The organism is Pseudomonas sp. (assembly GCF_002796985.1).
GTDB lineage: Bacteria > Pseudomonadota > Gammaproteobacteria > Pseudomonadales > Pseudomonadaceae > Pseudomonas.
Genome location: NZ_PEKX01000009.1, coordinates 438,795 through 461,010, shown reverse-complemented (window position 1 = coordinate 461,010; position 22,216 = coordinate 438,795). Strand labels below are relative to the sequence as shown.

Below are 22,216 nucleotides of genomic sequence, written 5' to 3'. Positions count from 1 at the left end.
TCCGTGGGTGGACGACGGAGCAAGCCTGGGGCCCGCGCGTGGGGGCGCTTGGGGCAGAGTGTGGAGACTGTGTGGGTTTTATGTGGTGTTGGCTTTTCGTAGGAGCGAGCTTGCTTGTGAACCAACTCCGCAATTAGGCCTGTTCGCGAGCAAGCTCGCTCCTACGAAGGCAGAAGCAGGCTCGCGCGCACCCCGCCCTCGACGTTCTCCACGCGCAACTCACCACCATGCAGCGCCGCTACCTCGGCGACGAAGTTGAGGCCGAGGCCGGTGCTCTTGCGCCCGCTCACCGGGCGCGGCAGGGAATAGAAGCGCTCGGTCAGGCGCGGCAGGGCGAACTCCGGAATGGCTTCACCCTGGTTGAACAACTCCACCCGCCAGCCCTCGCCGTCAGGCTGCGCATCGAAGCGAATCACGTCCCCCGCCGGGGTGAAATCCAGCGCATTCTCCAGCAGGTTGCCCAGCGCCTGGCGCAGCAGGAAACGCTCGCCGACCACGGTTGCCTGCTGTGGAATCGCATTCTCCAGCTGCACGCCCTGCGCACGGGCCATGCGCTCATCGATCAGCTCGTCCGCCAGCTCATGCAACGCCACCGGCACACGTTCCTCCAGCCCCTGGCGCTGCTCCACCTGGGCGAGGTTCAGCAGGCGCTCGATCAGCTGTTGCAGGCGCTCGCTCTCCCCGGCGATGTTGCCGACGAAGCGCGCACGCTGCTCGGCAGGCATCTCGCCTTCGAGCAGCTCCGCCGCGCCACGGATCGCCGCCAGCGGGCTTTTCAATTCGTGGGTCAGGGTATGCACGTAGCGCTCGACGTAGTCCTTGCCCTCCAACTGCACGCGCATGCGCTCTACTGCGCCGGCCAGTTGCGCCATCTCGCCGCCCCGGTAGCGCGGCAGTTCGGCGCGCCGGCCCTCGCTGACTGCCTGGGCGTAGCGGGTCAGGCGATCCAGCGAGCGACTGAGCCACCAGGACAAACCCGCGCCGACCAGCAGGCCGAGCACGATCAGCCCGGCACCGAGCCAGGCCAGCCGACGCTGCGAGCGGTCGATGTAAGGTTGTAGCGTGCGGTTGGGCTTGGAGACCGAGACCACGCCGATGATCTTCTCGCCATCATGGATGGGTGCGGCGACATACATCACCGAGGACTCCGGGTCGTCCGCCGACTCGCGACTGGAGCGCGCACCGTACTGGCCGCGCAGGGTCCTATAGACATCGTTCCAGCGCGAGTAGTCCTGGCCCACGGCCTGGCCGAGGGAGTCCAGCAGGACGATGCCGCGTGCGTCGGTGACGTAGATGCGGTGGTTGACCGCCGTCTTGTTCACGCCCCAGATGTCCGCCTGCGGGCTGCGCGCGCCATAGGCGCGCAACATGTCGGGCAGGCGGCTCTGGTCGAGGGTGCCGCTCTTCACGTCGGCCTGGAGAATCTCCGCCAGCAGGTTGGCGGTATCCACCAGCGTCTCTTCGCTGGACTGCCGCACGCCGGGGCGGATCTCGTCCATCACCGTGCGCAGGACGAACCAGCCGGTCAGCCCGACGAAGAAGAAGTAGACCAGGAAGATCCGCAGCGACAGGCGCATCAGCTCTTGTCCGGCGCGTAGCTGTAGCCCAGGCCGCGATGGGTCTGGATCGGTTCGGCGGCGGGGACGACCTGGCGCAGCTTGGCGCGCAGGCTCTTGATGTGGCTGTCGACGTTGCGCTCGTAGCCGGCGTCGGCGGCGACGCCCAGCGCATCGAGCAACTGCTCGCGGCTGAAGACGCGCTCGGGGCGCGCCAGCAGCGCTTGCAGCAGGCGAAATTCGTGGCGGGTCAGGGCCAGCGAGTGGCCGCGGTAGCGAATCTGGAAGCGCTCCTCGTCCACCTCGAACGGGCCGTTGCCGGCGACTGCCGTGGCCGGCGTTTCACGCGGCGCAGTGCGCTTGAGGATGGCTTTCACCCGCGCGGCGACTTCGCGCGGGCTGAAGGGTTTGACCACATAGTCGTCGGCGCCGATCTCCAGGCCCACCACGCGGTCGATCTCGGCGTTGCGCGCGGTGAGGAAGATCACCGGCACTTCGGAGAAGCGCCGCAACTGCTTGCAGGCTTCGAAGCCGCTGATATCGGGCAGGCCGACGTCGAGGATGACCAGGTCGAATACATCGCGCTGCAGGCGTTCGAGGGCGGGGCCGGCGAGGTTCAGCCAGGTGGTCTCGAACCCTTCGGCCTGCAGGGCATAGAGCAGCGTGTCGGCGATGGCGGCTTCATCTTCGACGATGAGGATGTGGGGCATGGGATTCCGATTCCCGGGAAAGTCCGCAGAAGGGTCCACCAAGCCCCGCGCCGCGTCAATCGAGGATCAGGAGCAGTCCGGCTTGCCGGCGACGAAGCGCTCGCCCGGGTCCACGGCGACGTGGAATTTGCGCAGGCCCTTGGTGCCCATCAGGAACGGATAGTTGAAGTGGCTGCGGTCGGTGAGGTTGACCTCGATGGTGCGCTGGTCGCCCCCCAGGCACACCGGCAACTCGATCACCGGGCGCTGGCTGAGGCCGGGGCTGGCTTCTTCCTCTTCGTCCTCAGTGCCGGTTTCGGAGCGGTTCTTGATCTTCGAGATGCGCGAGAGCTTGTGCTCGTACACCGAGTCGCCGCCATCCTTGGTAGCCAGCTTGAAGCGCACCCAGTCCTCGCCATCGCGCTGGAATATCTGGATGTCCTTGGCCGACAACGAGGAGGTGTAGGCGCCGGTGTCCATCTTGGCCTGCAGGGTCTGGTCGAGCTCGGGCAGGCTGACCCATTCGTAGCGGCCATAAATCTTGGTCTCGGCGGCCAGTGCGAGGCCGGGCAGAATCAGGGCGGTCAAAGAGAGCAGGGCGAGGGCGCGTTTCACGCGAAATCTCCGGGGTGGAATACGTCGCATAGGACTAGCACGGCGGCCATTGGTTCGCCATACCCGCGCCGCTTGGGCCGGAACAATTGTCTGCGTATCATGGCCGCGCCACCGTCGCACAAGGAATGGACCCCATGCCGGCAGTCAAAGGCGTCATCGCCAGCCTCCTGTTGCTGCTCAACACCCTGATCCTGATCGGGCCGATGCTGCTGGTTGCGCTGCTCAAGCTGGCCATTCCCGGCCAGGCCACGAAGGACGCCTGCTCGCGCGGGGTGATGTGGATCGCCGAGACCTGGGCGGAAATCGACAAGGCCATCTTCGCCCTGATGACCCCCACCGTCTGGGACATTCGCGGCGCCGCCCAACTACGCGGCGACACCTCCTACCTGGTGATCAGCAACCACCAGTCCTGGGTCGATATCCCGGCGCTGGTTCAGGCCTTCAACCGCAAGACGCCCTACTTCAAGTTCTTCCTGAAGAAGGAGCTGATCTGGGTACCCTTCCTCGGCCTGGCCTTCTGGGCGCTCGACTACCCCTTCATGAAGCGCTACAGCAAGGCCTTCCTGGAGAAGCACCCGGAGCTCAAGGGCAAGGACCTGGAAATCACCAAGGCCGCCTGCGAGAAGTTCAAGCGCATGCCGGTGACTGTGGTGAATTACCTCGAAGGCACGCGCTTCACCCCGGCCAAGCAGGCCCGGCAGCAGTCGCCGTACCAGAACCTGCTGCGCCCCAAAGCTGGCGGCGTGGCCTTTGTGCTGGCGGCGCTGGGTGAGCAACTCGATACCCTGCTGGACGTCACCCTGGTCTACCCGAAGGGCCCGCGGCCGGGCTTCTGGGACCTGCTCTGCGGGCGAGTGCCGCGGGTGATCGTGGATATCCAGGCGCGCGAAATCGACCCTGCGCTATGGCAGGGCGATTACGAGAACGATGCGGAATTCCGCCAGTACGTGCAGAACTGGGTGTCGCAGCTGTGGGAACAGAAGGACGCGCGCATCGAGCAACTGCGCCAGGAGTTCTGAAGCCCTTACGCGCCCCGCCCGGCGACCGGTGCAGCTGGCGTCAGCGGGGTCGCTGGTGTCCCCCAGAGCCCGCCGAGCGTACCGAGCAACTGGCTACTCAGACCTTGCTCGGTGAAGTAGTCGAGGATCACTCCGGCGAAGCGGCCGATCATCGACTGGTCCATGCCCAGCACGCCGAAGATCTGGTCGACGTCCTGCAGGTTGTTGATCCCGCCGAGCAGTGCCGCCGCGCTACCCAGCCCGCCCAATCCTCCCAGCGCCCCACCCAGGTCGCCCATCGAGCCGTTACCGGCGAGCTGATCGAGATTCGGCAGGGATTTCTGCAATTGCGCCGAGTCGGTGTCCTTCAGGCTGTTCATCGCCAACCCCAGCAAGGCGCCGGTGCCACCGATGGCCTGCTGCTCGCTGACGCCCAACTGCTTGGTGAGATTGCCCAGCAGCGCCGTGGCGGCTGGCGGTATGCCCTGCGCCTCGGCAACAGGCTCGCTGGTGTCGGTGAAAGTAGCGGCGAACACAGGGGAAGCGGCCAGGCAGGCGGCGACCAGGAAGACGACGGAACGGGTGGACATCGACGGCTCCGGAAAGCGGATGTCCAGCCCCAGAACGGGGCCGGATCGTCGATAGGACCGGCGCGCGGCGCGGCGGTTCCGCGCCGGCTGGCGGATATCAGGCGCCGCTGCCCCAGAGGCTGCCCAGGGTGCCGAGCAGGTTGCTGTTGAGCCCCTGCTTGCCGAGATAATCCAGCAGCACGCCGGAGAATTTGCCGGTCATGTCCTGATCCATCCCCAGCGCACCGAAGGCCTTGCTCACGTCCCCCATGCTGCTGACGTTGCCCAGCAGACCACTGGAAGCACCACCGCCCAGGTTGCCGAGCTGACCACCGAGGCCACCCAGGGCACTGCTGCCGGTGAGTTTGTCGAGGCCGGGAACGGTCTTCGCCAATTGCGAATAATCGGCGGTGCTCAGTTTGTTCTTCGCCAGGCCCAGCAGCGCGCCGGTTCCGCCGAGCGCCTGTTCGTCGCTGACGCCGAGCTGGCCGGTCAGGGCGCTGAGCAGACCGCTGGTTTGCGGCGTGGAGGCAACCCGCGTGGTGTCGGTGCCGGTCGCGCCGGATACCGCCTTGGCGGCGTCGCCCAGGTTGAAGGCAAACGCGGAAGAAGCCGCCAGCAAGGCGGCCAGTGCGAGGGTGACACGGGGTTTGACGGACATCGCTGTCTCCTGGGGAAGTACCGGACGCCATATCGACCGGGAGCCAGGGCCATTGTTCCGCCCTGGGCGGTGCCTGGAGGAAAAAGCGCGGCTCGATCACAACGCCGCCAACCGCTGTCATCCCGAGGCTGTGAAGTGGAACTCCGTCACCCGTCAGCAGCGGCACCCGGTGGCCATTCGTACAATCATTTCACCGGGTTCCCCGCGAAAACCCGCTCACTGCCATAGCGGCGATTTTTCCCGCGATCGTCAAAGATTCCCTAAGCTAGAGCCATCCTCGCCCGACGGACCGACCATGAGCGAACCCTTCATTCTTACGCCCCGTGTGGCCCGCCTGCTGCCCTGGCTGGTGGCCATCGCCTTCTTCATGCAGGCCCTGGACGGCACCATCCTCAACACCGCGCTGCCGAGCATGGCCCGCTCTCTGGAAGAGGACCCGCTGCGCATGCAGGGCGTGGTGATCGCCTACTTGCTCACCGTGGCGCTGCTGATCCCCTCCTCCGGCTGGATTTCGGACCGTTTCGGCACACGCCGGGTGTTCCTCCTCGCGATCTTCCTGTTCAGCTTCGGCTCCCTGCTTTGTGCTCTCTCGCCCAGCCTCGGCACCCTGATCGGCGCCCGCGTGGTGCAGGGCATCGGCGGAGCGCTGATGATGCCCGTGGGGCGCCTGGTGATCCTGCGCGTCTATCCGCGCACGGAGCTGGTACGCATCCTCAGCTTCGTCACCATCCCCGGCCTGCTCGGTCCGCTGACCGGCCCGACCCTGGGCGGCTGGCTGGTGGAGTACGCCAGCTGGCACTGGATCTTCCTGATCAACCTGCCGGTGGGGCTGGTCGGTTTCATCGTCGCCCTGCGTCTGATGCCGGACCTGCATGGCGTGCGGGCGACGCGCTTCGACTCGATCGGCTTCCTGCTGTTTGGCGGCGCCATGGTGCTGATCACCGTCGCCCTGGAAGGTCTGGGCGAGTTGCGTATGCCCCACGTGCGCGTGGTCCTGCTGCTAGTGGGCGGGCTGGTGCTGCTCGCGGCTTACTGGCTGCGGGCGCTGCGCATCGAAGCACCACTGTTCCCGCCGTCGCTGTTCGCCACACGCACCTTCGCCGTGGGCGTACTGGGCAACCTGTTCGCACGCCTGGGCAGCGGCTCGCTGCCCTTCCTCACACCGCTGCTGCTACAGATCGGCCTGGGCTTCTCGCCCTCGCGGGCAGGCATGACCATGATCCCGATGGCGCTGGCGGCGATGGTGATCAAGTCACTGGCGCGGCCGCTGCTGGACCTCTTCGGCTATCGCAAGCTGCTGGTCGGCAACACGCTGCTGTTAGGCGCGATGATCGCCAGCCTCGGCCTGGTGGACCAGAACACCCCCTACGTACTGCTGCTGGTGCAATTGGCAGTGCTGGGCGGAATCAACTCGCTGCAGTTCACTGCGATGAACACCCTGAGCCTGATCGATCTGCGCGATGACAACGCCAGCGCCGGCAACAGCCTGCTCTCGGTGGTCATGCAGTTGTCCATCGGCATGGGCATCGCCTGCGCAGCGGCGTTGCTGGGCGGCTTCAATGGCGATCAGGAAAGCGCACAAGGCGACGTGTTGTCAGCCTTCCACGCGACCTACTTCAGCGTTGGCATCCTGTCGATGCTGGCGGCGGCGATCTTCTTCCAGCTCAACGCCGACGACGGCCGCACCACGCCGCGCCGGGTCGAGCCGGAGCATGGCGTCGACGAGCACTGATCAGGGCTTGCAGGTGGGTGCGACGGTCTGCGTCTTCGACGCATCCACCGCTCCCAGGTGCTCCAGGGTGCGGCGGCCGAGCAGCACCGGGTAATCCAGGGTCTGGCGGTCACGCAGGGTGAACTGTTCGCGGTAGACCTTGCCGCCCAGGCACACGTCCATCAACACCACCGGGCTGCGTTCGACGCCAGTGGCGGTCTTGAACTTGAGCACGCGCTCGACGCGCCGCTCGAAGGGCAGGCGCTCTTCCTTGCCGGTGGCAGGGTCCGTGAGCATCACGTCGTACTGAACCCAGCGCTCGCCGTTCTTCTTGATCCGGGTGATGTTGCGCGCGTCCATTACCGAGGTCTGCGCGCCGGTGTCCAGCTTGGCCTTGAGCGGCGCCACCTCGGGCATCAGCGTGAGCGTCTCCACCCAGCCCCAGGTGGTGGGCTGCGCAGGTGCATCGGCGGCAAGGGAGCTACCCGAGACGAGCAGGCCGGCAAGCAGCAGGCGGAAGGCGGGTGATGGCATGGATGGCGGCTCCGGAAATCGATGGCGACACTATAAGCAATAAAACCATAGGCAATAAAAAACCCCGGATGTTTCCACCCGGGGTTCTTTTGGCTGACGCCAGGGAATCTTAGATCACCTGTACGCGCTCGGCCTGCATGCCTTTCTGGCCAGGCACGACTTCGAAGCTGACCTTCTGGCCTTCGGCCAGGGTCTTGAAGCCGGTGCCTTCAATGGCGCGGAAGTGTACGAACACGTCCGGGCCGCTTTCCGGGGTAATGAAGCCGTAGCCTTTGGTCTCGTTGAACCACTTGACGGTGCCGTTCTGACGATTCGACATGGTGTTCTCCTTGGAACATATTCTGAAAATTAGCCACGTGAGTGACCAGGAACTGAGTTGCAAGGCGTTACAAGGAGTCGAGCAGGACGGGGTGGAATGACCGACCGCATCAGGTCACGATCGACGGCGACCCATGCAAACACAGTCCGGAAACTCTACGATAAAAATCTGCGGAAAGCGAATGTCTTGAAAAAACCCTTGATCGCCGCCTGGACAAATTCGGACGAGTGGCTTCAAAGCCTTGTCATACCGGCATCTCAGCCCGCCAGAGGGTGCTCTCCTGCTACACTGCGCGGCCAATGGATTCACCCGGGCTCCCTTCGTGACCACCTCCGCATTTTCCAGCCTCGCGCTGTCGGCCGACCTGCTGGCCAACCTCGATTCACTCGGCTACCGCGAGATGACGCCGATCCAGGCCGCCGCCCTGCCGGCGATCCTCAAGGGACGTGACCTGATCGCCCAGGCCAAGACCGGTAGCGGCAAGACCGCGGCCTTCGGCATCGGCCTGCTCAGCCCGCTGAATCCGCGCTACTTCGGCTGCCAGGCGCTGGTCCTGTGCCCGACTCGCGAGCTGGCCGACCAGGTGGCCAAGGAAATCCGCCGCCTGGCCCGTGCCGCCGACAACATCAAGGTGCTGACCCTCTGCGGCGGCACGCCGTTCGGTCCGCAGATCGGCTCGCTGGAGCACGGCGCCCACGTGGTGGTCGGCACGCCGGGGCGGATTCAGGAGCACCTGCGCCGCGGCACCCTGAAGCTCGATGGCCTGAACACTCTGGTGCTCGACGAAGCCGACCGCATGCTCGACATGGGCTTCTACGACAGCATCGCCGACATCATCGGCCAGGCTCCCGCACGCCGGCAGACCCTGCTGTTCTCCGCCACTTACCCCGACGGCATCGGCCAACTGGCGGCGAAGTTCCTGAAGAACCCCGAGCGCGTGGAAGTGGAAGCGCTGCATGATGACAGTCAGATCGAACAACACTTCTACGAGATCGATCCTAAGCAACGCCTCGACGCCGTCGTACGCCTACTTCAGCATTTCCGACCGCAGTCCTGCGTCGCCTTCTGTCATACCCGCCAGCAGTGCATGGAAGTGGTGGAGCAACTCAACGCCCGCAAGATTTCCGCCCTGGCCCTGCACGGTGACCTGGAGCAGCGCGAGCGCGACCAGGTGCTGACCATGTTCGCCAACCGCAGCTGCAGCGTACTGGTGGCCACCGACGTGGCGGCACGCGGGCTGGACATCGCCGCGCTGGAAGCGGTGATCAACGTCGAACTGTCGCGCGATGCGCAGATCCACATCCACCGTATCGGCCGCAGCGGCCGTGCCGGCGAAAAGGGCCTGGCGCTGTCGCTGGTCACCCCCGCCGAAGCCAACCGCGCCCAGGCCATCGAAGACCTGCAGGGCGCGCCGCTGAGCTGGGAGCGCATCGACTTCCTCAAGGCCAACGACACCCCACTGCTGCCACCGATGACCACTCTGGCCATCGCCGGCGGGCGCAAGGACAAGCTGCGCCCCGGCGACATCCTCGGTGCGCTGACCGGCGATGCCGGGCTCAAGGGCACCCAGGTCGGCAAGATCGCCATCTTCGACTTCCAGGCCTTCGTCGCCGTCGAGCGCGACATCGCCAAGCAGGCGCTGAAGCACTTCAACGAAGGCAAGATCAAAGGACGCTCGTTCAAGGCGCGCATTCTCTGACATCGTTTTTTCTGTAGGAGCAAGCTTGCTCGCAAATCGCATGGCAGCGCAGCAGCCGGCGAACACTGCTCGCGAGCAAGCTCGCTCCTACGAAGAGCATCCGTGCCACACCCTGTCGCCCTCGCGATAGCAGCGCGGCAGACGTTCCGCTAGTCTGAGCGGCAGACACCCGGAAGTCCCGCACGCGCATGTTTTCCTCCCCCCTGCTCCAGTCTTTGCAGCGCCTCTGGGCGCTGGACAAGTTCGCCTACAGCCTGCGGGTGTTCGTCGCCCTCAGCGGGGTGATGCTTGCCTGCTGGTTGCAGGGTCGGCTGGAACTGGTGATCCCGCTGTTCCTCGGGGTCATCGCCAGCGCCCTGGCGGAAACCGACGACCACTGGCTAGGCCGCCTGAAAGCGCTGCTGGTGATGCTGGCGTGCTTCAGCATCGCCGCGTTGGCGGTGGAATTGCTGTACCCCTACCCGCTGCTGTTCGTCGCCGGCCTGGCGCTGTCGACCTTCGCCATGACGCTGCTCGGCGCCCTGGGCGAGCGCTACGCGGCGATCGCCTCGGCGACCCTGATCCTGTCGATCTACACCATGATCGGCGTCGACCAGCGTGGCGGCACGCCCGCCGACTTCTGGCGCGAGCCGCTGCTGCTGGTGGCCGGTGCGGGCTGGTACGGGCTGCTCTCGGTACTGTGGAACGCGCTGTTCGCCAACCAGCCGGTGCAGCAGAGCCTGGCCAGGCTGTTCCTCGAACTGGGCGAATACCTGAAGATCAAGTCGACCCTGCTGGAGCCACTGCGCCACCTCGATGTGGAGGCCCAGCGCCTGGCCCTGGCGCGGCAGAACGGGCGGGTGGTGGTGGCGCTCAACCAGGCCAAGGAAACCATCCTCGCGCGGTTGTCCCACGGCCGGGCCACCCCCAGAAGCAGCCCGAAGATCAGCCGCTACCTGAAGCTGTATTTCATCGCTCAGGATGTCCACGAGCGTGCCAGCTCCTCGCACTACCCATACAACCAGCTGGCCGAGGCGTTCTTCCACAGCGACGTACTGTTCCGCTGCCAGCGCCTGCTCAACCAGCAGGGCAAGGCGTGCAAGGCACTGGCGAAGGCCATCCAGTTGCGCCAGCCATTCGACTACAACGACAGCGAACTGGCCCTGGCCGACCTCAACGCCTCGCTGGAATACCTGCGCCAGCAGGGTAATCCGGCCTGGCGCGGGCTGCTGCGCTCCCTCGGCGCGCTGGCGGCCAACCTCACCACACTGGACCGCAAGCTCAGCGGCGCGAGCAATCCCGACTCGCTGGACGATGAGCAGGACAGCACCCTGCTGGACCGTTCCCCGCGCTCCTTGAAAGACGCGCTGGAACGCATCCGCCTGCAGATTTCGCCAACCTCGCTGCTGTTCCGCCACGCCCTGCGCCTGTCCCTGGCTCTGGCCGCCGGCTACGGCGTGCTGCACCTGATCCACCCAACCCAGGGTTACTGGATCATGCTGACCACGGTGTTCGTCTGCCAGCCGAACTACGGCGCCACACGCACCCGGCTGGTGCAGCGGATCCTCGGCACGCTGATCGGCCTGGTGGCTGGCTGGGCGCTGATCGACCTGTTCCCCAACCCACTGATTCAGTCGCTGTTGGCAGTGGTCGCCGGGGTCGCCTTCTTCGCCACGCGGAGTACGCGCTACACCCTGGCGACGGCTGCGATCACCCTGCTGGTGCTGTTCTGCTTCAACCAGGTGGGTGACGGCTACGGTCTGATCCTGCCGCGCCTGTTCGATACCCTGCTCGGCGCCCTGATCGCCGGCATCGCGGTATTCCTGGTGCTACCCGACTGGCACGGGCGCAGTCTGCATCGGCTGGTCGGCGGCACCCTGGCCTGCAACAGTCGCTACCTGCGCGAGATCATGCAGCAATACGCCAACGGCAAGCGCGACGACCTCGCCTACCGCACTGCCCGGCGTAACGCACACAACGCCGATGCGACACTCTCCACCACGCTGTCGAACATGCTCCTGGAGCCAGGCCACTTCAGGAAGGACGCGGAGATTGGCTTCCGCTTCCTGGTGCTGTCGCACACCCTGCTCAGCTATCTCTCCGCCCTCGGCGCGCACCGCAACCAGCTGCCGCCGGACGTGAATGACGACCTCATCGCCGAGGCCGCCGAACGACTGACCAGCAGCCTCGACGATATCGCCGCGCGCCTCAACGAGAGACGCCCGGTGGAGATCTACAGCGACGAGGAAGACGCGCTGGCCAAGCGCCTGGAAGAACTGCCCGAGGAACAGGACGATGCCCACCGGCTGGTGCAGACGCAGTTGGCACTCATTTGCCGACAACTCACGCCGCTGCGCACGCTGGCGGCGCATCTGTTGAAGAAGGACATCGGCGCGGAGCAGATCGAAGCCGCCTGACGCGCTTCTACAAGGGAATGCAGCGACCGCTATAGCCCGTGCTCGCGCATCAGCGCATCGTAGCTGCCATCCTCGCGCATCTCACGAATCGCCGTGTTGAACGCCGCGACTATCTCGGCGTGGTGCGGGTTATGCCGTCCGACCAGAATGTGCAGGCCATTCTCGGTCAGCGGCACCGGCAGGAACTCCAGTTGCCCCTTCAGCCCGGCCAGGTCACCGTTGAAATGGACGCGCGCGGTGATCTCGTCTTCCAGCGTCAGGTCCACGCGGCCGGCCTGCAGCATCAGCGCGGCATTGACGAAACCGATCACCGGCACCCGCTGCAGTTTCGGGTCGTTGTTGAAGGCGTTGGAGTAGGCGTAGCCGCGCACCATGGCGATGCGGTACGGGTAGAGGTCGGCCAGCTTGTCGAAAGTGATCGGCGAACCCCGGCGCTTGATCATGCGTACGCGGTTGACCAGATAAGGCTCGGAATACTCGGCGAAAGCCGAGCGCTCCGGCGCGTACCAGGCGTCCGCCACCAGGTCGTATTCGCCGTTCGCCACCCCATGCAACACGCGTGGCCAAGGAACTTCGATGTATTCGCTGGCATAGCCGGCACGCTTGAGCGCGGCCTGCACCAGGTGCACGGCCACGCCATTGCCCGGCAACTGACGATCGGCATAGGGCGGCCAGCGGTCCGCGGCGATGCGCAATACCTCCCCAGCCCACGCTGCGCTGGAAACGCACAGGAACAAGAAGATCAGCAACAGGCGCAGCGGCATCGGGGATGTCGTCCAGAGAGAAACTGTCGCAAGACTAGACGCTGCCCCTGCCGCCGCGCCAACCTCAGAACAGCATCACCGCGCGCAAGCTCATCCCGCCGCCGGTTTCCGGCACTACCGTCACGTTGTAGCGCTCGCTCTCGGGCCCCTCGAGGAACAGGTTGTAGGTGAAGTTGGCGAAGAAGTTGCCCACGGCCATCCCCACCAGCACGTCGGTGGGGTAATGCTTGTCCCCTTCCACGCGCGACAGCGCGGTCAGCCCGTCGAGCGTATAGAGCCCGGCCTTGGCGCCGTAGCGCAGGGTCGGGTCCATGTCGATGTAGTCCAGGTTGCGTCGGGTGAAGCTGGTATGCACGGCCGTCACGGCAGTGTGCTTGGACGGGAAGGAGTCGTCGGGAATCCCATCGGGGCGCTCGCGCCCGGACCACTCCTTGGCCTCCTCGACGAAGCCGGTCACCGCATAGCGGTCCGCCGCCAACAGCGTCAGGTTGCGCCCGCGCCAGCTCCATTTTTCCTCGGTGCTCACGTCCTTGGGCGAAGCCACCAGGGCGGTGACGACGCTCAGGCCGGTGGCGAGATTGAGCATGCGGTCGGCGGCCTGGTTGGCATCGCCACCGAAGAGCCAGTCGTGATCGCTCGCCGAGCGTTGCCACTTGTGATCCCAGTTGCCGGCGGCGATCACCGCCGCGCCGGCCACCGGGGCCCAGACATCCGGGCTGACCAGTGCACGCTGCGCGGAGTCGCCCGCGCGCGACCAACTCATCTGAGGTGTGCCCGCACAACCAAGCAGGCCAGTGGTGACGGCCAGCGCCAGGGCCGTCAGCAGGGTAGGTTTCATCTTTCCCCCATGGCGCCCACTTCGTCCTGGAATGGACGCGTCAATGCATGAGCCTGGGACTATAGACACTGAGCATCTGGCAGACGTTGCCTTCAGTCAGGCTTGGTCGACTTACCGCTGGACTCAAACAGGCCCTTGAGCAACTCGATGGGCATGGGGAAAACGATGGTGGAGTTCTTGTCGCTGGCAATCGCACTCAACGTCTGCATGTAGCGCAACTGCATGGCGCCGGACTGGCGGCCGAGCATCTCGGCGGCCTGCATCAGCTTCTCGGACGCCTGCAACTCGCCCTCGGCATGGATGACCTTGGCCCGGCGCTCCCGCTCCGCCTCGGCCTGGCGCGCAATGGCGCGAATCATCGACTCGTTGAGGTCGACATGCTTGATCTCGACGTTGGCGACCTTGATGCCCCAGGCGTCGGTCTGCGCATCGAGGACCTTCTGGATGTCCAGGTTGAGGCGCTCGCGCTCGGCCAGCATCTCGTCCAGCTCATGCTTGCCCAGCACCGCGCGCAGGGTTGTCTGCGCCAACTGGCTGGTGGCGGCGAGGAAGTTCTCGACCTGGATGATCGCCTTCTGCGGATCGAGCACGCGGAAGTACACCACCGCATTGACCTTCACCGAGACGTTGTCGCGGGAGATCACGTCCTGCGGCGGCACATCGAGCACCACCGTACGCAGATCGACCCGGACCATCTGCTGCACCACCGGAATCACCAGCACCAGCCCCGGCCCTTTCACCTTCCAGAAGCGACCCAGCTGGAACACCACCCCGCGCTCGTACTCGCGCAGGATTCGCAGTGCGCTGAGCACCAGCAACAGCAGCAGGATCAGCGCCACCAAAAGTCCGAAGGGAAAGCCCATCACACACCTCCTGAATCGTCGTTGGCCGCCACTTCAAGGCTCAGGCCGTTGCGCGCCATTACCCGTACTCGCTGGCCGTCGTGCAGCGGTCGGTTGGCGTGGACCTGCCATTGCTCGCCCTGCAGCAATACCCAGCCGGCGCAGGGATCGTCATCGGCCACCCACTGGATGGTCGCAAGGCTGCCCACCAGGCCCGCCGAACCGCTGACCACGACGCGGCGCCGGGCCTTGAGCGCAATGCCGAGAACACCGGCGATGAACAGTGCGCTGACGGTCGCCAATGCCGCCACCAGCCCCAGGGGAATGCCGTAGCCGGGGGCGTCGGTGTCGACCAGGATCAGCGCCCCGACCACGAAGGCGGCGATACCTCCCAGCCCGAGCACACCGAAGCTGGGCATGAAGGCTTCGCCGACCATGAAGGCCAGGCCGAGCAGGATCAGCGCCGCCCCGGCGTAACTCACCGGCAGCATCTGCAACGCGTACAGCCCCAGCAGCAGGCAGATCGCACCCAGCACGCCGGGCAGCGCCATGCCGGGGTTGGCGAACTCGAAGATCAGCCCATAGATACCGATCATCATCAGGATCAGCGCCACACTGGGATCGGTAATCACCACCAGCAGCTGCGTCCGCCAGTCCGCCTGGCGCTCCACCAGCGCCGCGCCAGCCACCTGCAGGCGCACGTCGTGCCCCTCGACGCTGACACGGCGCCCATCGATCATCGTCAGCAGCTTGGGCAGGTCAGGCGCGATGACATCCACCACGTTCTGCTTCAGCGCCTCATCGGCCGACAGGCTGACCGCCTCGCGCACCGCGCGCTCAGCCCACTCCGCATTGCGCCCGCGCAACTGCGCCAGGCCACGGATATAGGCCGACGCATCGTTGATCTGCTTGCGTTCGAGAGTGCCAGCAGTGGCATCGGGCTTGTCGGCAGGCTTGCCCTGCGCGGGCTCGGGATTGGGCATACCGACCTGGATCGGCGTCGCAGCGCCCAGGTTGGTGCCCGCCGCCATCGCCGCGATGTGGCAGGCATAGAGAATGTAGGTGCCGGCGCTGGCGGCCCGCGCACCACCAGGAGCGACATAGCCGGCTACCGGCACCGGGCTGACCAGGATCGCCTTGACGATAGTGCGCATGGCGCTGTCCAGCCCGCCGGGGGTGTCCATGCGCAGCACCACCAGCACCGCGCCCTCATCGGCGGCGCGGCTGAGGCCGCGCACCACGTAGTCGGCGGTCGCCGGCCCGATGGCACCCTCCACCTCCAGCACCACCGCCGTGGGAGCCGCCAGTGCCCCACCTGCGCCAAGCAGCAGGAAACAGGCGAATAGACGAAGCAGCCTCGACATGGTGCCTCCCCGGTCGCAGCCGGCAGGCGTCACGGCGAATGAATGGACGACGCCCTTCCCTAAGCATAGCCCTCGGTGCCCCGCGCCCCGCCAGAAACGAAAAACCCCGCCGAAGCGGGGTTTCTCGTGAGCCGACGCGAATCAGCCGTTGAAGACGTCTTCGACGGACTTCAGCGGGTAGTGCTTCGGATACGGCAGGGTTGCCACGCCGGTCTCGATGGCGGCCTTGGCCACGGCATCGGAAACGACGGTGATCAGGCGCTTGTCCATCGGCTTCGGAATGATGTACTCGCGGCCAAACTCCAGCGCGCTCACGCCGTAGGCGTCGCATACGTCCTTGGGTACCGGCTGCTTGGCCAGGTCACGCAGAGCCAGGGCGGCGGCGATCTTCATCTCTTCGTTGATGCGGGTGGCGCGTACGTCCAGGGCACCGCGGAAGATGAAGGGGAAGCCCAGCACGTTGTTCACCTGGTTCGGGTAGTCCGAACGGCCGGTGGCCATGATCACGTCGTTGCGGGTGGCGTGGGCCAGTTCCGGCTGGATCTCCGGGTCCGGGTTGGAGCAGGCGAAGACGATCGGGTTCGGCGCCATGCGGGCGAGGTCTTCAGCGCTCAACAGGTTGGCGCCGGACAGGCCGACGAACACATCGGCGCCATTCAGGGCGTCGGACAGGGTGCGCTTGTCGGTCTCGGTGGCGAACACCGCCTTGTACTGGTTCAGATCGGTGCGGCCAGCGTGGATCACGCCCTGGCGGTCGATCATGTAGATGTTCTCGACCTTGCCACCCATGCTGACCAGCAGCTTCATGCAGGAGATGGCGGCAGCGCCGGCGCCCAGGCAGACGATCTTCGCGGTTTCCAGCTTCTTGCCGGCGATTTCCAGGGCGTTGAGCATGCCGGCGGCGGTCACGATGGCGGTGCCATGCTGGTCATCGTGGAACACCGGGATGTCGCACTGTTCGATCAGCGCGCGCTCGATCTCGAAGCACTCGGGTGCCTTGATGTCTTCCAGGTTGATACCGCCGAAGGTGATGGAGATGCGCTTGACGGTATCGATGAAGGCCTGCGGGCTTTCGGCGTCGACTTCGATGTCGAACACGTCGACACCGGCGAAGCGCTTGAACAGCACACCCTTGCCTTCCATGACCGGCTTGGAGGCCAGCGGGCCGAGGTTGCCCAGACCGAGGATGGCGGTGCCGTCGGAAATGACCGCGACCAGGTTGCCCTTGCCGGTGTACTTGAAGGCCAGTTCCGGATCACGCGCGATTTCGCGGACCGGCTCGGCGACACCCGGGCTGTACGCCAGCGACAGGTCGCGAGCGGTGGCGGTCGGCTTGGTCAGCTCGACGCTCAGTTTACCGGGGCGGGGTTGGGCGTGATATTCGAGGGCAGCGGTCTTCAGATCAGACATTTGGGCACTTCCGCTTTTGTTGCTTGTTGGACAGACGGGGGTCCGAGCATACGCACAAACCCCGCACCTGCCAAGGTAGCCCAAGCCCCTGCTGTCAAGACCTCTAGCGTACGACTTTCAGCCAGTCTCCAGCTTTTGGCTGACCAGTTGGATACAAGTCATTCAATAAACGTATACGATTTATCGAGTCAGTTTCCGGACCGGATTCAGCCTTCGCGAACTGCTCGACAGTCTGCCCGGATTTGACCTGAACGACGGCGATCCGGCGCGGTTGTGCGTACTTCTGCTCGTCCGCGCGCATGGGTCGGAAGCTGCGAATGACCTGCATGAACTGGTCGTCGACGCTTTCCAGGGAGGCGCGGCCTTTGACCGCACCGACGAAGAGGTAGGCGCGGTCTTTCTGGTAGACCACTGCCACCCGCCGCGCCGGCGAGCCGGGTACCACGCCGGTGGCAACCTGAAGGCCGGCTTGCTGGAAGCTTTCTTCGTTCGATAGCCGCCCACCGGTGCCCTTGCGCAGGTATTCCGCCGGGGTCAGCTGGCCCTCGCGCTGCACCAGCTTCATGCCGATATAGGCCTGCTGGTCGGCAGTAAAGCCCACCAGGGCGCTCGGCTGGTTGAGGATGCCCCAGCCGGCCGGGTAGGTCAGGGTGAAATCCAGTTCCGAGTGGTAGAAGCTCTGCCCACGGCGCACGCCACTGGAGGCGGAGTCGCCAAAGGGCATGCCGTCGATGGCCTTCAGGTAGCGCTCGGCGCCGACTTCCTGCTGGCCGTTGCCGGCCAGGGCCTGGGCAGGGCCGACCACCTGTTTCAGGCGCTGATCGTTGTCCGGGTGGGTGTCGAACAGCCCGTGGTAGCCGACCGGCTGGGCCGCCTGTCCCTTGCGCGCCGCTTCATCACGGGCGAAGTCTTCCTGGTTCTTCAGCACCCGCACCACCTGGATCATCGCAGTGGGGTCGTAACCGGCGCGGGCCAGGTACTTGGCGCCCAGGCCGTCGGCTTCCAGCTCCATGTCGCGACCGTAGCCACGCACGAAGGCGGTGCCGAGCACATTGGTGAGGTCGGCGGCGGCGCCGACGCCGGTGCCGATGGCCACGGCCTGGCCGAGAATGCCCCAGGCGCTGGACTGGCTCTGCTGCCGAACACTGTGCCGCGCCGTGACGTGGCCAACCTCGTGACCGAGTACGGCGGCGAGCTCGGCTTCCGAGCCCAGATACGCCATCAGCCCGCGGTGGATATAGATGTAGCCGCCAGGCAGGGCGAAGGCGTTGATGTCGGGGGTATCGATGACGGTGAAGTGGTATTGCAGGTTGGGCCGGTCGCTGGCGCGAGCAACCCGCTCGCCCACCTGTTGCACATAGGCCTGCAGCTTGCCGTCTGCGTAGCGTGGATACTGCTGGGCGATTTCCTGGCTGTACTTCTGCCCCATCTCCAGCTCGCTCTGCTCGCTCATCATTACGAAGTCAGACTTGCCGGTGGCGGGGTTGGTGGCGCAGCCGCCGAGCGCGCTCAAGAGCGCCAGCAGGGCCAGAATTCCGATCGAGCGCAAGCTCATGGCAATACCTCCATCATCGCCGGGTCGGTCACGGGCAGCATCCAGCGCGCCTGTCCGGGTTTCACGCTACCGCGCTCGGCACGGTCGATGACCCAACCGCGCGCCTCCACCTGTCGACCCTTGAGGTCGCGCAGGGTTGCATCATCGAAGTGCTTCACGAGTTTCGCCTCGATCCGCAGCACCAGCGGGCCGTCGAGATCGATCCACAGGCCGCCGCGATTGCGTTGTACCTGTTCGACCCGCCCCCGCACCACCGCAAAACCGCTTTCGTGAAGCTGTTCCGCCGTCTGCACCGGAGCGCGCTTCCACAGGCCGAGCTTGGCGCTGCGTGCTCCGCGCTCGGCGGCCTGCTGGCAGGCGGTGAGGTCGGTATTCGGCGCAATAGCTACAAGGTAGCCCAGGCCTTCGGCGAGCAACCGGGATTCGAGGTTATCGCCGCGCGCGCCGTAGGCGTGGGCCAGGGTGCGGCCGTACCTGTCCTTGGCCTGCCGGCCCAGGACCAAGCCGACTTCACCGTCATTGGCCGCCACCAGGGCCTGCAAGCGGCGCTGGGCGGCGACGGCAAAAGCCTCTTCGGAGCGCCCGTGATGGGCCAGTTCCGGGGCGTTCACACCGATCAGGCGGACGCTGCGGCCATCGGCCAGCTTGAGGGTGTCACCGTCCACCACCCGCGCCACGCGCACGGTTTCCGCCGCAGAAGGCTCCGGGCAAGCCGCGGCGCTGGCGTCCAGGGAAAAAAGGACAGCCATAAAAAAGGCGCCCACAAGGGGCGCCTTTTTCGAGATGCCGTGAAAAACCATCGCAGGCCTTTCCCGGAAATCGCTCTTACTTCTTGACGCCGAACTGGGCGAAGCGCTGGTTGAAGCGGTCGATACGGCCGCCGGTGTCCAGAACCTTTTGCTTACCGGTGTAGAAGGGGTGGCACTCGGAGCAGACGTCCAGGTGAATGCCCTTGCACAGGGTGGAACGGGTCTTGATCACGTTGCCACAGCTGCAGGTAGCTTCGATGTCTTCGTACGCGGGATGGATTTCCGGTTTCATGGTCTCTTCCTCTCGGTGGTGTGCCGCCACCCAGTCTCTGGCAGAAGCCGAGCCACGGCCATCGAGGACCGCGGGCGGGATCTTTTACCGGGCACCGCACGCAAATTAAGGGCGTGGATCATACCAGAGAACGTTTTCAACGCAAGATCAGGCATGACCGACCGTCGCATCGCCCATGCTACCATCCGACGCTCCTCGCCGCCCCGGAATCCGTCGCGTGCCCGCACCCTCCATCCTTCGTCTCGCCCTGCCCTCGCCGCTGCGCCGCCTGTTCGATTACCTGCCTCCGCGCGGGGTCGACGTGTCACACCTGCAGCCGGGCGTGCGCCTGCGCGTACCGTTCGGTCGTCGCGAAATGGTCGGCGTGCTGGTGGACAAGGTAGAGACCTCCGAGGTTCCGGCGGACAAGCTGCGCCCCGCACTGGCCGTGCTCGACCGCGAGCCGCCAATGCCGGCACACCTGCTCGAGCTGTGCCGCTGGACGGCGCAGTACTACCAGCACAGCCTGGGCGACACCTTTTCCTGGGCGTTGCCCAACCTGCTGCGCCAGGGCGATCCCGCCGAGGCGCGCCAGCAGCGTTTCTGGCATGCCGAACCCGGCGCCCGCGAGGACGACCCACGCCTGGCCCGCGCGCCGCGCCAGCGCGAGACGCTGAAAATAATCAAGCAGCATCCCCACGGCGTCGCCCACGAATTACTCAGCCAGTTGCAGATCAACAAGGACAGCCTCGACCTGCTGCAGGAAAAGGGTCTGGTCTCGCTGGAGGTCCGCGTCCACAACGTGCAGCCGCACCACGGCCCCTGGCTGGCGCAGGCGGAGCTGCCATTGAACGCCGAGCAGCGCGCGGCTTTCGAATCCGTGCGCGCCGGCTTCGGCAGCTTCCACAGCTTCCTCCTGGCGGGCGTCACCGGCAGCGGCAAGACCGAGGTCTACCTGCAGCTGATCCGTGAAACCCTCGAAGCCGGCAAGCAGGCGCTGGTGCTGATCCCCGAGATCAACCTCGGCCCGCAGACCCTGAGCCGCTTCGAGCGCCGCTTCAACGCGCGCATCGCCCTGCTGCACTCGGCGCTGACCGACCGCGAGCGCCTCGACGCCTGGCTGGCGGCCCGCGATGGCGAGGCGGACATCATCATCGGCACCCGTTCGGCGCTGTTCACCCCGCTGAAGCATCCGGGCCTGATCATCATCGACGAGGAACACGACGCCTCCTATAAACAGCAGGAAGGCCTGCGCTACCACGCCCGCGACCTGGCCATGGTGCGCGCGCGGCTAGAGAATGTGCCGATCCTGCTGGGCTCGGCCACACCGGCGCTGGAAAGCCTGCACAACGCCCAGAGCGGCCGCTACGGCCTGCTGCGCCTGACCCAGCGCGCCGGCGGCGCGCACCAGCCGAAATTCCACCGGCTGGATGTGAAAAGCCTGCCGCTGGACTCGGGCATTTCCATGCCGCTGCAACGCTCGATCAAGGAAACCCTGGCCGCCGGCCAGCAGGTGCTGGTCTACCTGAACCGCCGCGGCTTCGCCCCGACCCTGCTGTGCCACGACTGCGGCTGGATCAGCCAGTGCCCGCGCTGCGATGCGCGGATGACCGTGCACCAGGGCAGCGGCGAGCTGCGCTGCCACCACTGCGACCACCGTGAGCGGCCGCCGCGCAACTGCCCGAAATGCGGCACGGTGGACCTGCGCCCGGTCGGCGCCGGCACCGAGCGCGCCGAGGAGCGCCTGCGCATCCTCTTCCCGGATTACCCGGTGCTGCGCATCGACCGCGACAGTACTTCGCGCAAGCACGCCATGCGCGACCTGTTCGCCACTATCAACAAAGGCGAGCCGTGCATCCTGGTCGGCACGCAGATGCTCGCCAAGGGGCACCACTTTCCGCGCGTCACCCTGGTGGCGATCCTCGATGCCGACGGCGGGCTGTTCTCCGCCGACTTCCGCGCCAGCGAGCGCATGGCCCAGCAGATCGTCCAGGTCGCCGGCCGTGCCGGGCGTGCCGAGGAACCGGGCCGTGTACTGATCCAGACCCACCTGGCCGACCACCCGCTGCTGGTGCAGCTCACCGAGCAGGGCTACTTCGCCTTCGCCGACCAGGCCCTCACCGAGCGCCGCTCCGCCGGCCTGCCGCCGTTCTCGCACCTGGCGCTGCTGCGTGCCGAGGCGCACAAGCCAGGGCAGGCCGAAGGCTTCCTCGATGAGGCCTGCGCCGAGGCCGAGCGACTGCAAGCGACCCTCGGCCACGACGTCGAGCTCCTCGGCCCGGTGCCGGCTCCCATGGAGCGCCGCGCCGGTCGCTACCGTGCCCAGTTGCTACTGATGAGTACGGCCCGCGCACCGCTGCACCGTCTTCTCACGCCCTGGCTGCTGACACTCGAAGGCATGCCCAGCGGGCGCCAGGTGCGCTGGTCACTGGACGTGGACCCCATCGACCTGTTTTGACGAACCACCCCGACAAATCCAGCGGAGCGTCTGTTCTGACAGGCGATCCGTACGAACAAAACCGACCAGTCTTGCGCATCCGTCCTACATTGACTTCCATCAGTCGCGACAGACGGCGCAGCGGCGAGACTGAACAAGGAGCGCTCCGCGGTTGGCAAGCCATGCCCGGCCACGGATAATGCGCGGTTCTGAGCCCGATAACCGGTCGCGCGCGCCGG

General features: G+C 65.9%; 20 protein-coding genes. 5 read left to right on the top strand and 15 right to left on the bottom strand.

The genetic code is table 11. The features are described 5' to 3' along the window. Positions 1-161 precede the first annotated feature (161 nt). From creC to CTR55_RS16500, 3 genes are all read right to left on the bottom strand, one after another. Complete coding sequence (gene creC, locus CTR55_RS16510; protein ID WP_296287751.1) at positions 162-1,577, bottom strand: two-component system sensor histidine kinase CreC; 1,416 nt, start codon at positions 1,575-1,577, stop codon at positions 162-164. After that, on the bottom strand, positions 1,577-2,266 hold the full coding sequence (creB, locus tag CTR55_RS16505) for a two-component system response regulator CreB (protein ID WP_296287750.1): 690 nt from the start codon (positions 2,264-2,266) through the stop codon (positions 1,577-1,579). The genes creC and creB overlap by 1 nt, the downstream gene beginning before the upstream one ends. A 66-nt stretch (positions 2,267-2,332) precedes the next feature. Next, positions 2,333-2,860 (bottom strand): ATP-dependent zinc protease, encoded by a 528-nt coding sequence (locus CTR55_RS16500; RefSeq protein ID WP_296287748.1) that lies wholly within the window; start codon positions 2,858-2,860, stop codon positions 2,333-2,335. 134 nt (positions 2,861-2,994) lie between these two features. On the opposite strand from CTR55_RS16500, the gene CTR55_RS16495 reads away from it, so the two are divergent. Further along, positions 2,995-3,879, top strand: coding sequence for an acyltransferase (locus CTR55_RS16495; RefSeq protein WP_296287747.1), 885 nt, complete (start codon positions 2,995-2,997; stop codon positions 3,877-3,879). A gap of 5 nt (positions 3,880-3,884) precedes the next feature. Here the strand turns inward: CTR55_RS16495 and CTR55_RS16490 are convergent, their stop codons facing one another. Further along, positions 3,885-4,448 (bottom strand): DUF2780 domain-containing protein, encoded by a 564-nt coding sequence (locus CTR55_RS16490; RefSeq protein WP_296287745.1) that lies wholly within the window; start codon positions 4,446-4,448, stop codon positions 3,885-3,887. Between the two features lie 97 nt (positions 4,449-4,545). Continuing rightward, on the bottom strand, positions 4,546-5,088 hold the full coding sequence (locus CTR55_RS16485; protein WP_296287744.1) for a DUF2780 domain-containing protein: 543 nt from the start codon (positions 5,086-5,088) through the stop codon (positions 4,546-4,548). A gap of 295 nt (positions 5,089-5,383) precedes the next feature. Between CTR55_RS16485 and mdtD the strand changes: the two genes are divergently transcribed. Further along, complete coding sequence (gene mdtD / locus CTR55_RS16480; protein ID WP_296287742.1) at positions 5,384-6,820, top strand: multidrug transporter subunit MdtD; 1,437 nt, start codon at positions 5,384-5,386, stop codon at positions 6,818-6,820. Here mdtD and CTR55_RS16475 read toward each other — a convergent pair whose 3' ends face one another. Beyond that, entirely contained in the window at positions 6,821-7,333 is a 513-nt protein-coding gene (locus CTR55_RS16475) for a RimK/LysX family protein (protein ID WP_296287740.1), read from the bottom strand. Positions 7,334-7,442: 109 nt separating this feature from the next. Then, positions 7,443-7,652, bottom strand: a complete 210-nt coding sequence (locus CTR55_RS16470) for a cold-shock protein (RefSeq protein ID WP_169934953.1) — start codon at positions 7,650-7,652, stop codon at positions 7,443-7,445. 322 nt (positions 7,653-7,974) lie between these two features. Between CTR55_RS16470 and dbpA the strand changes: the two genes are divergently transcribed. Next, positions 7,975-9,351 carry an ATP-dependent RNA helicase DbpA gene (gene dbpA / locus CTR55_RS16465; RefSeq protein WP_296287737.1) on the top strand — a complete coding sequence of 459 codons (1,377 nt, stop codon included), beginning with the start codon at positions 7,975-7,977 and terminating at the stop codon, positions 9,349-9,351. Between the two features lie 188 nt (positions 9,352-9,539). Beyond that, complete coding sequence (yccS, locus tag CTR55_RS16460) at positions 9,540-11,747, top strand: YccS family putative transporter (RefSeq protein WP_296287736.1); 2,208 nt, start codon at positions 9,540-9,542, stop codon at positions 11,745-11,747. 29 nt (positions 11,748-11,776) lie between these two features. Here yccS and CTR55_RS16455 read toward each other — a convergent pair whose 3' ends face one another. The 8 genes from CTR55_RS16455 to rpmE form a co-directional block, all read right to left on the bottom strand. Then, complete coding sequence (locus CTR55_RS16455; RefSeq protein ID WP_296287735.1) at positions 11,777-12,511, bottom strand: transporter substrate-binding domain-containing protein; 735 nt, start codon at positions 12,509-12,511, stop codon at positions 11,777-11,779. Between the two features lie 64 nt (positions 12,512-12,575). Continuing rightward, positions 12,576-13,349: a phosphatase PAP2 family protein gene (locus CTR55_RS16450; RefSeq protein ID WP_296287734.1), complete on the bottom strand. Its 774-nt coding sequence runs from the start codon at positions 13,347-13,349 to the stop codon at positions 12,576-12,578. Positions 13,350-13,441: 92 nt separating this feature from the next. After that, positions 13,442-14,215, bottom strand: a complete 774-nt coding sequence (locus CTR55_RS16445) for a slipin family protein (protein ID WP_296287733.1) — start codon at positions 14,213-14,215, stop codon at positions 13,442-13,444. Further along, complete coding sequence (locus CTR55_RS16440; protein ID WP_296287731.1) at positions 14,212-15,555, bottom strand: nodulation protein NfeD; 1,344 nt, start codon at positions 15,553-15,555, stop codon at positions 14,212-14,214. Before CTR55_RS16440 ends, CTR55_RS16445 begins: the two co-directional genes overlap by 4 nt. Positions 15,556-15,696: 141 nt before the next feature. Beyond that, on the bottom strand, positions 15,697-16,965 hold the full coding sequence (locus CTR55_RS16435) for a malic enzyme-like NAD(P)-binding protein (protein WP_296287729.1): 1,269 nt from the start codon (positions 16,963-16,965) through the stop codon (positions 15,697-15,699). A 103-nt stretch (positions 16,966-17,068) separates the two neighbouring features. Next, positions 17,069-18,514, bottom strand: coding sequence for a M48 family metalloprotease (locus CTR55_RS16430; protein ID WP_296288001.1), 1,446 nt, complete (start codon positions 18,512-18,514; stop codon positions 17,069-17,071). A 2-nt stretch (positions 18,515-18,516) separates the two neighbouring features. Then, on the bottom strand, positions 18,517-19,269 hold the full coding sequence (locus tag CTR55_RS16425; RefSeq protein ID WP_296287727.1) for a thermonuclease family protein: 753 nt from the start codon (positions 19,267-19,269) through the stop codon (positions 18,517-18,519). Positions 19,270-19,345: 76 nt separating this feature from the next. Then, positions 19,346-19,561: a 50S ribosomal protein L31 gene (gene rpmE / locus CTR55_RS16420; protein WP_296287726.1), complete on the bottom strand. Its 216-nt coding sequence runs from the start codon at positions 19,559-19,561 to the stop codon at positions 19,346-19,348. Positions 19,562-19,736: 175 nt separating this feature from the next. Between rpmE and CTR55_RS16415 the strand changes: the two genes are divergently transcribed. Further along, positions 19,737-21,998: a primosomal protein N' gene (locus CTR55_RS16415; RefSeq protein ID WP_296287724.1), complete on the top strand. Its 2,262-nt coding sequence runs from the start codon at positions 19,737-19,739 to the stop codon at positions 21,996-21,998. Positions 21,999-22,216: the final 218 nt, after the last annotated feature.

What these genes read in the sequence shown, in the direction of transcription:
- creC (WP_296287751.1), bottom strand. Translation starts at nt 1,577, where the DNA reads ATGCGCCTGTCGCTGCGGATCTTCCTGGTCTACTTCTTCTTCGTCGGG.
- creB (WP_296287750.1), bottom strand. Translation starts at nt 2,266, where the DNA reads ATGCCCCACATCCTCATCGTCGAAGATGAAGCCGCCATCGCCGACACG.
- CTR55_RS16495 (WP_296287747.1), top strand. Translation starts at nt 2,995, where the DNA reads ATGCCGGCAGTCAAAGGCGTCATCGCCAGCCTCCTGTTGCTGCTCAAC.
- CTR55_RS16490 (WP_296287745.1), bottom strand. Translation starts at nt 4,448, where the DNA reads ATGTCCACCCGTTCCGTCGTCTTCCTGGTCGCCGCCTGCCTGGCCGCT.
- CTR55_RS16485 (WP_296287744.1), bottom strand. Translation starts at nt 5,088, where the DNA reads ATGTCCGTCAAACCCCGTGTCACCCTCGCACTGGCCGCCTTGCTGGCG.
- mdtD (WP_296287742.1), top strand. Translation starts at nt 5,384, where the DNA reads ATGAGCGAACCCTTCATTCTTACGCCCCGTGTGGCCCGCCTGCTGCCC.
- CTR55_RS16475 (WP_296287740.1), bottom strand. Translation starts at nt 7,333, where the DNA reads ATGCCATCACCCGCCTTCCGCCTGCTGCTTGCCGGCCTGCTCGTCTCG.
- CTR55_RS16470 (WP_169934953.1), bottom strand. Translation starts at nt 7,652, where the DNA reads ATGTCGAATCGTCAGAACGGCACCGTCAAGTGGTTCAACGAGACCAAA.
- yccS (WP_296287736.1), top strand. Translation starts at nt 9,540, where the DNA reads ATGTTTTCCTCCCCCCTGCTCCAGTCTTTGCAGCGCCTCTGGGCGCTG.
- CTR55_RS16455 (WP_296287735.1), bottom strand. Translation starts at nt 12,511, where the DNA reads ATGCCGCTGCGCCTGTTGCTGATCTTCTTGTTCCTGTGCGTTTCCAGC.
- CTR55_RS16450 (WP_296287734.1), bottom strand. Translation starts at nt 13,349, where the DNA reads ATGAAACCTACCCTGCTGACGGCCCTGGCGCTGGCCGTCACCACTGGC.
- CTR55_RS16440 (WP_296287731.1), bottom strand. Translation starts at nt 15,555, where the DNA reads ATGTCGAGGCTGCTTCGTCTATTCGCCTGTTTCCTGCTGCTTGGCGCA.
- CTR55_RS16435 (WP_296287729.1), bottom strand. Translation starts at nt 16,965, where the DNA reads ATGTCTGATCTGAAGACCGCTGCCCTCGAATATCACGCCCAACCCCGC.
- CTR55_RS16425 (WP_296287727.1), bottom strand. Translation starts at nt 19,269, where the DNA reads ATGGCTGTCCTTTTTTCCCTGGACGCCAGCGCCGCGGCTTGCCCGGAG.
- rpmE (WP_296287726.1), bottom strand. Translation starts at nt 19,561, where the DNA reads ATGAAACCGGAAATCCATCCCGCGTACGAAGACATCGAAGCTACCTGC.
- CTR55_RS16415 (WP_296287724.1), top strand. Translation starts at nt 19,737, where the DNA reads ATGCTACCATCCGACGCTCCTCGCCGCCCCGGAATCCGTCGCGTGCCC.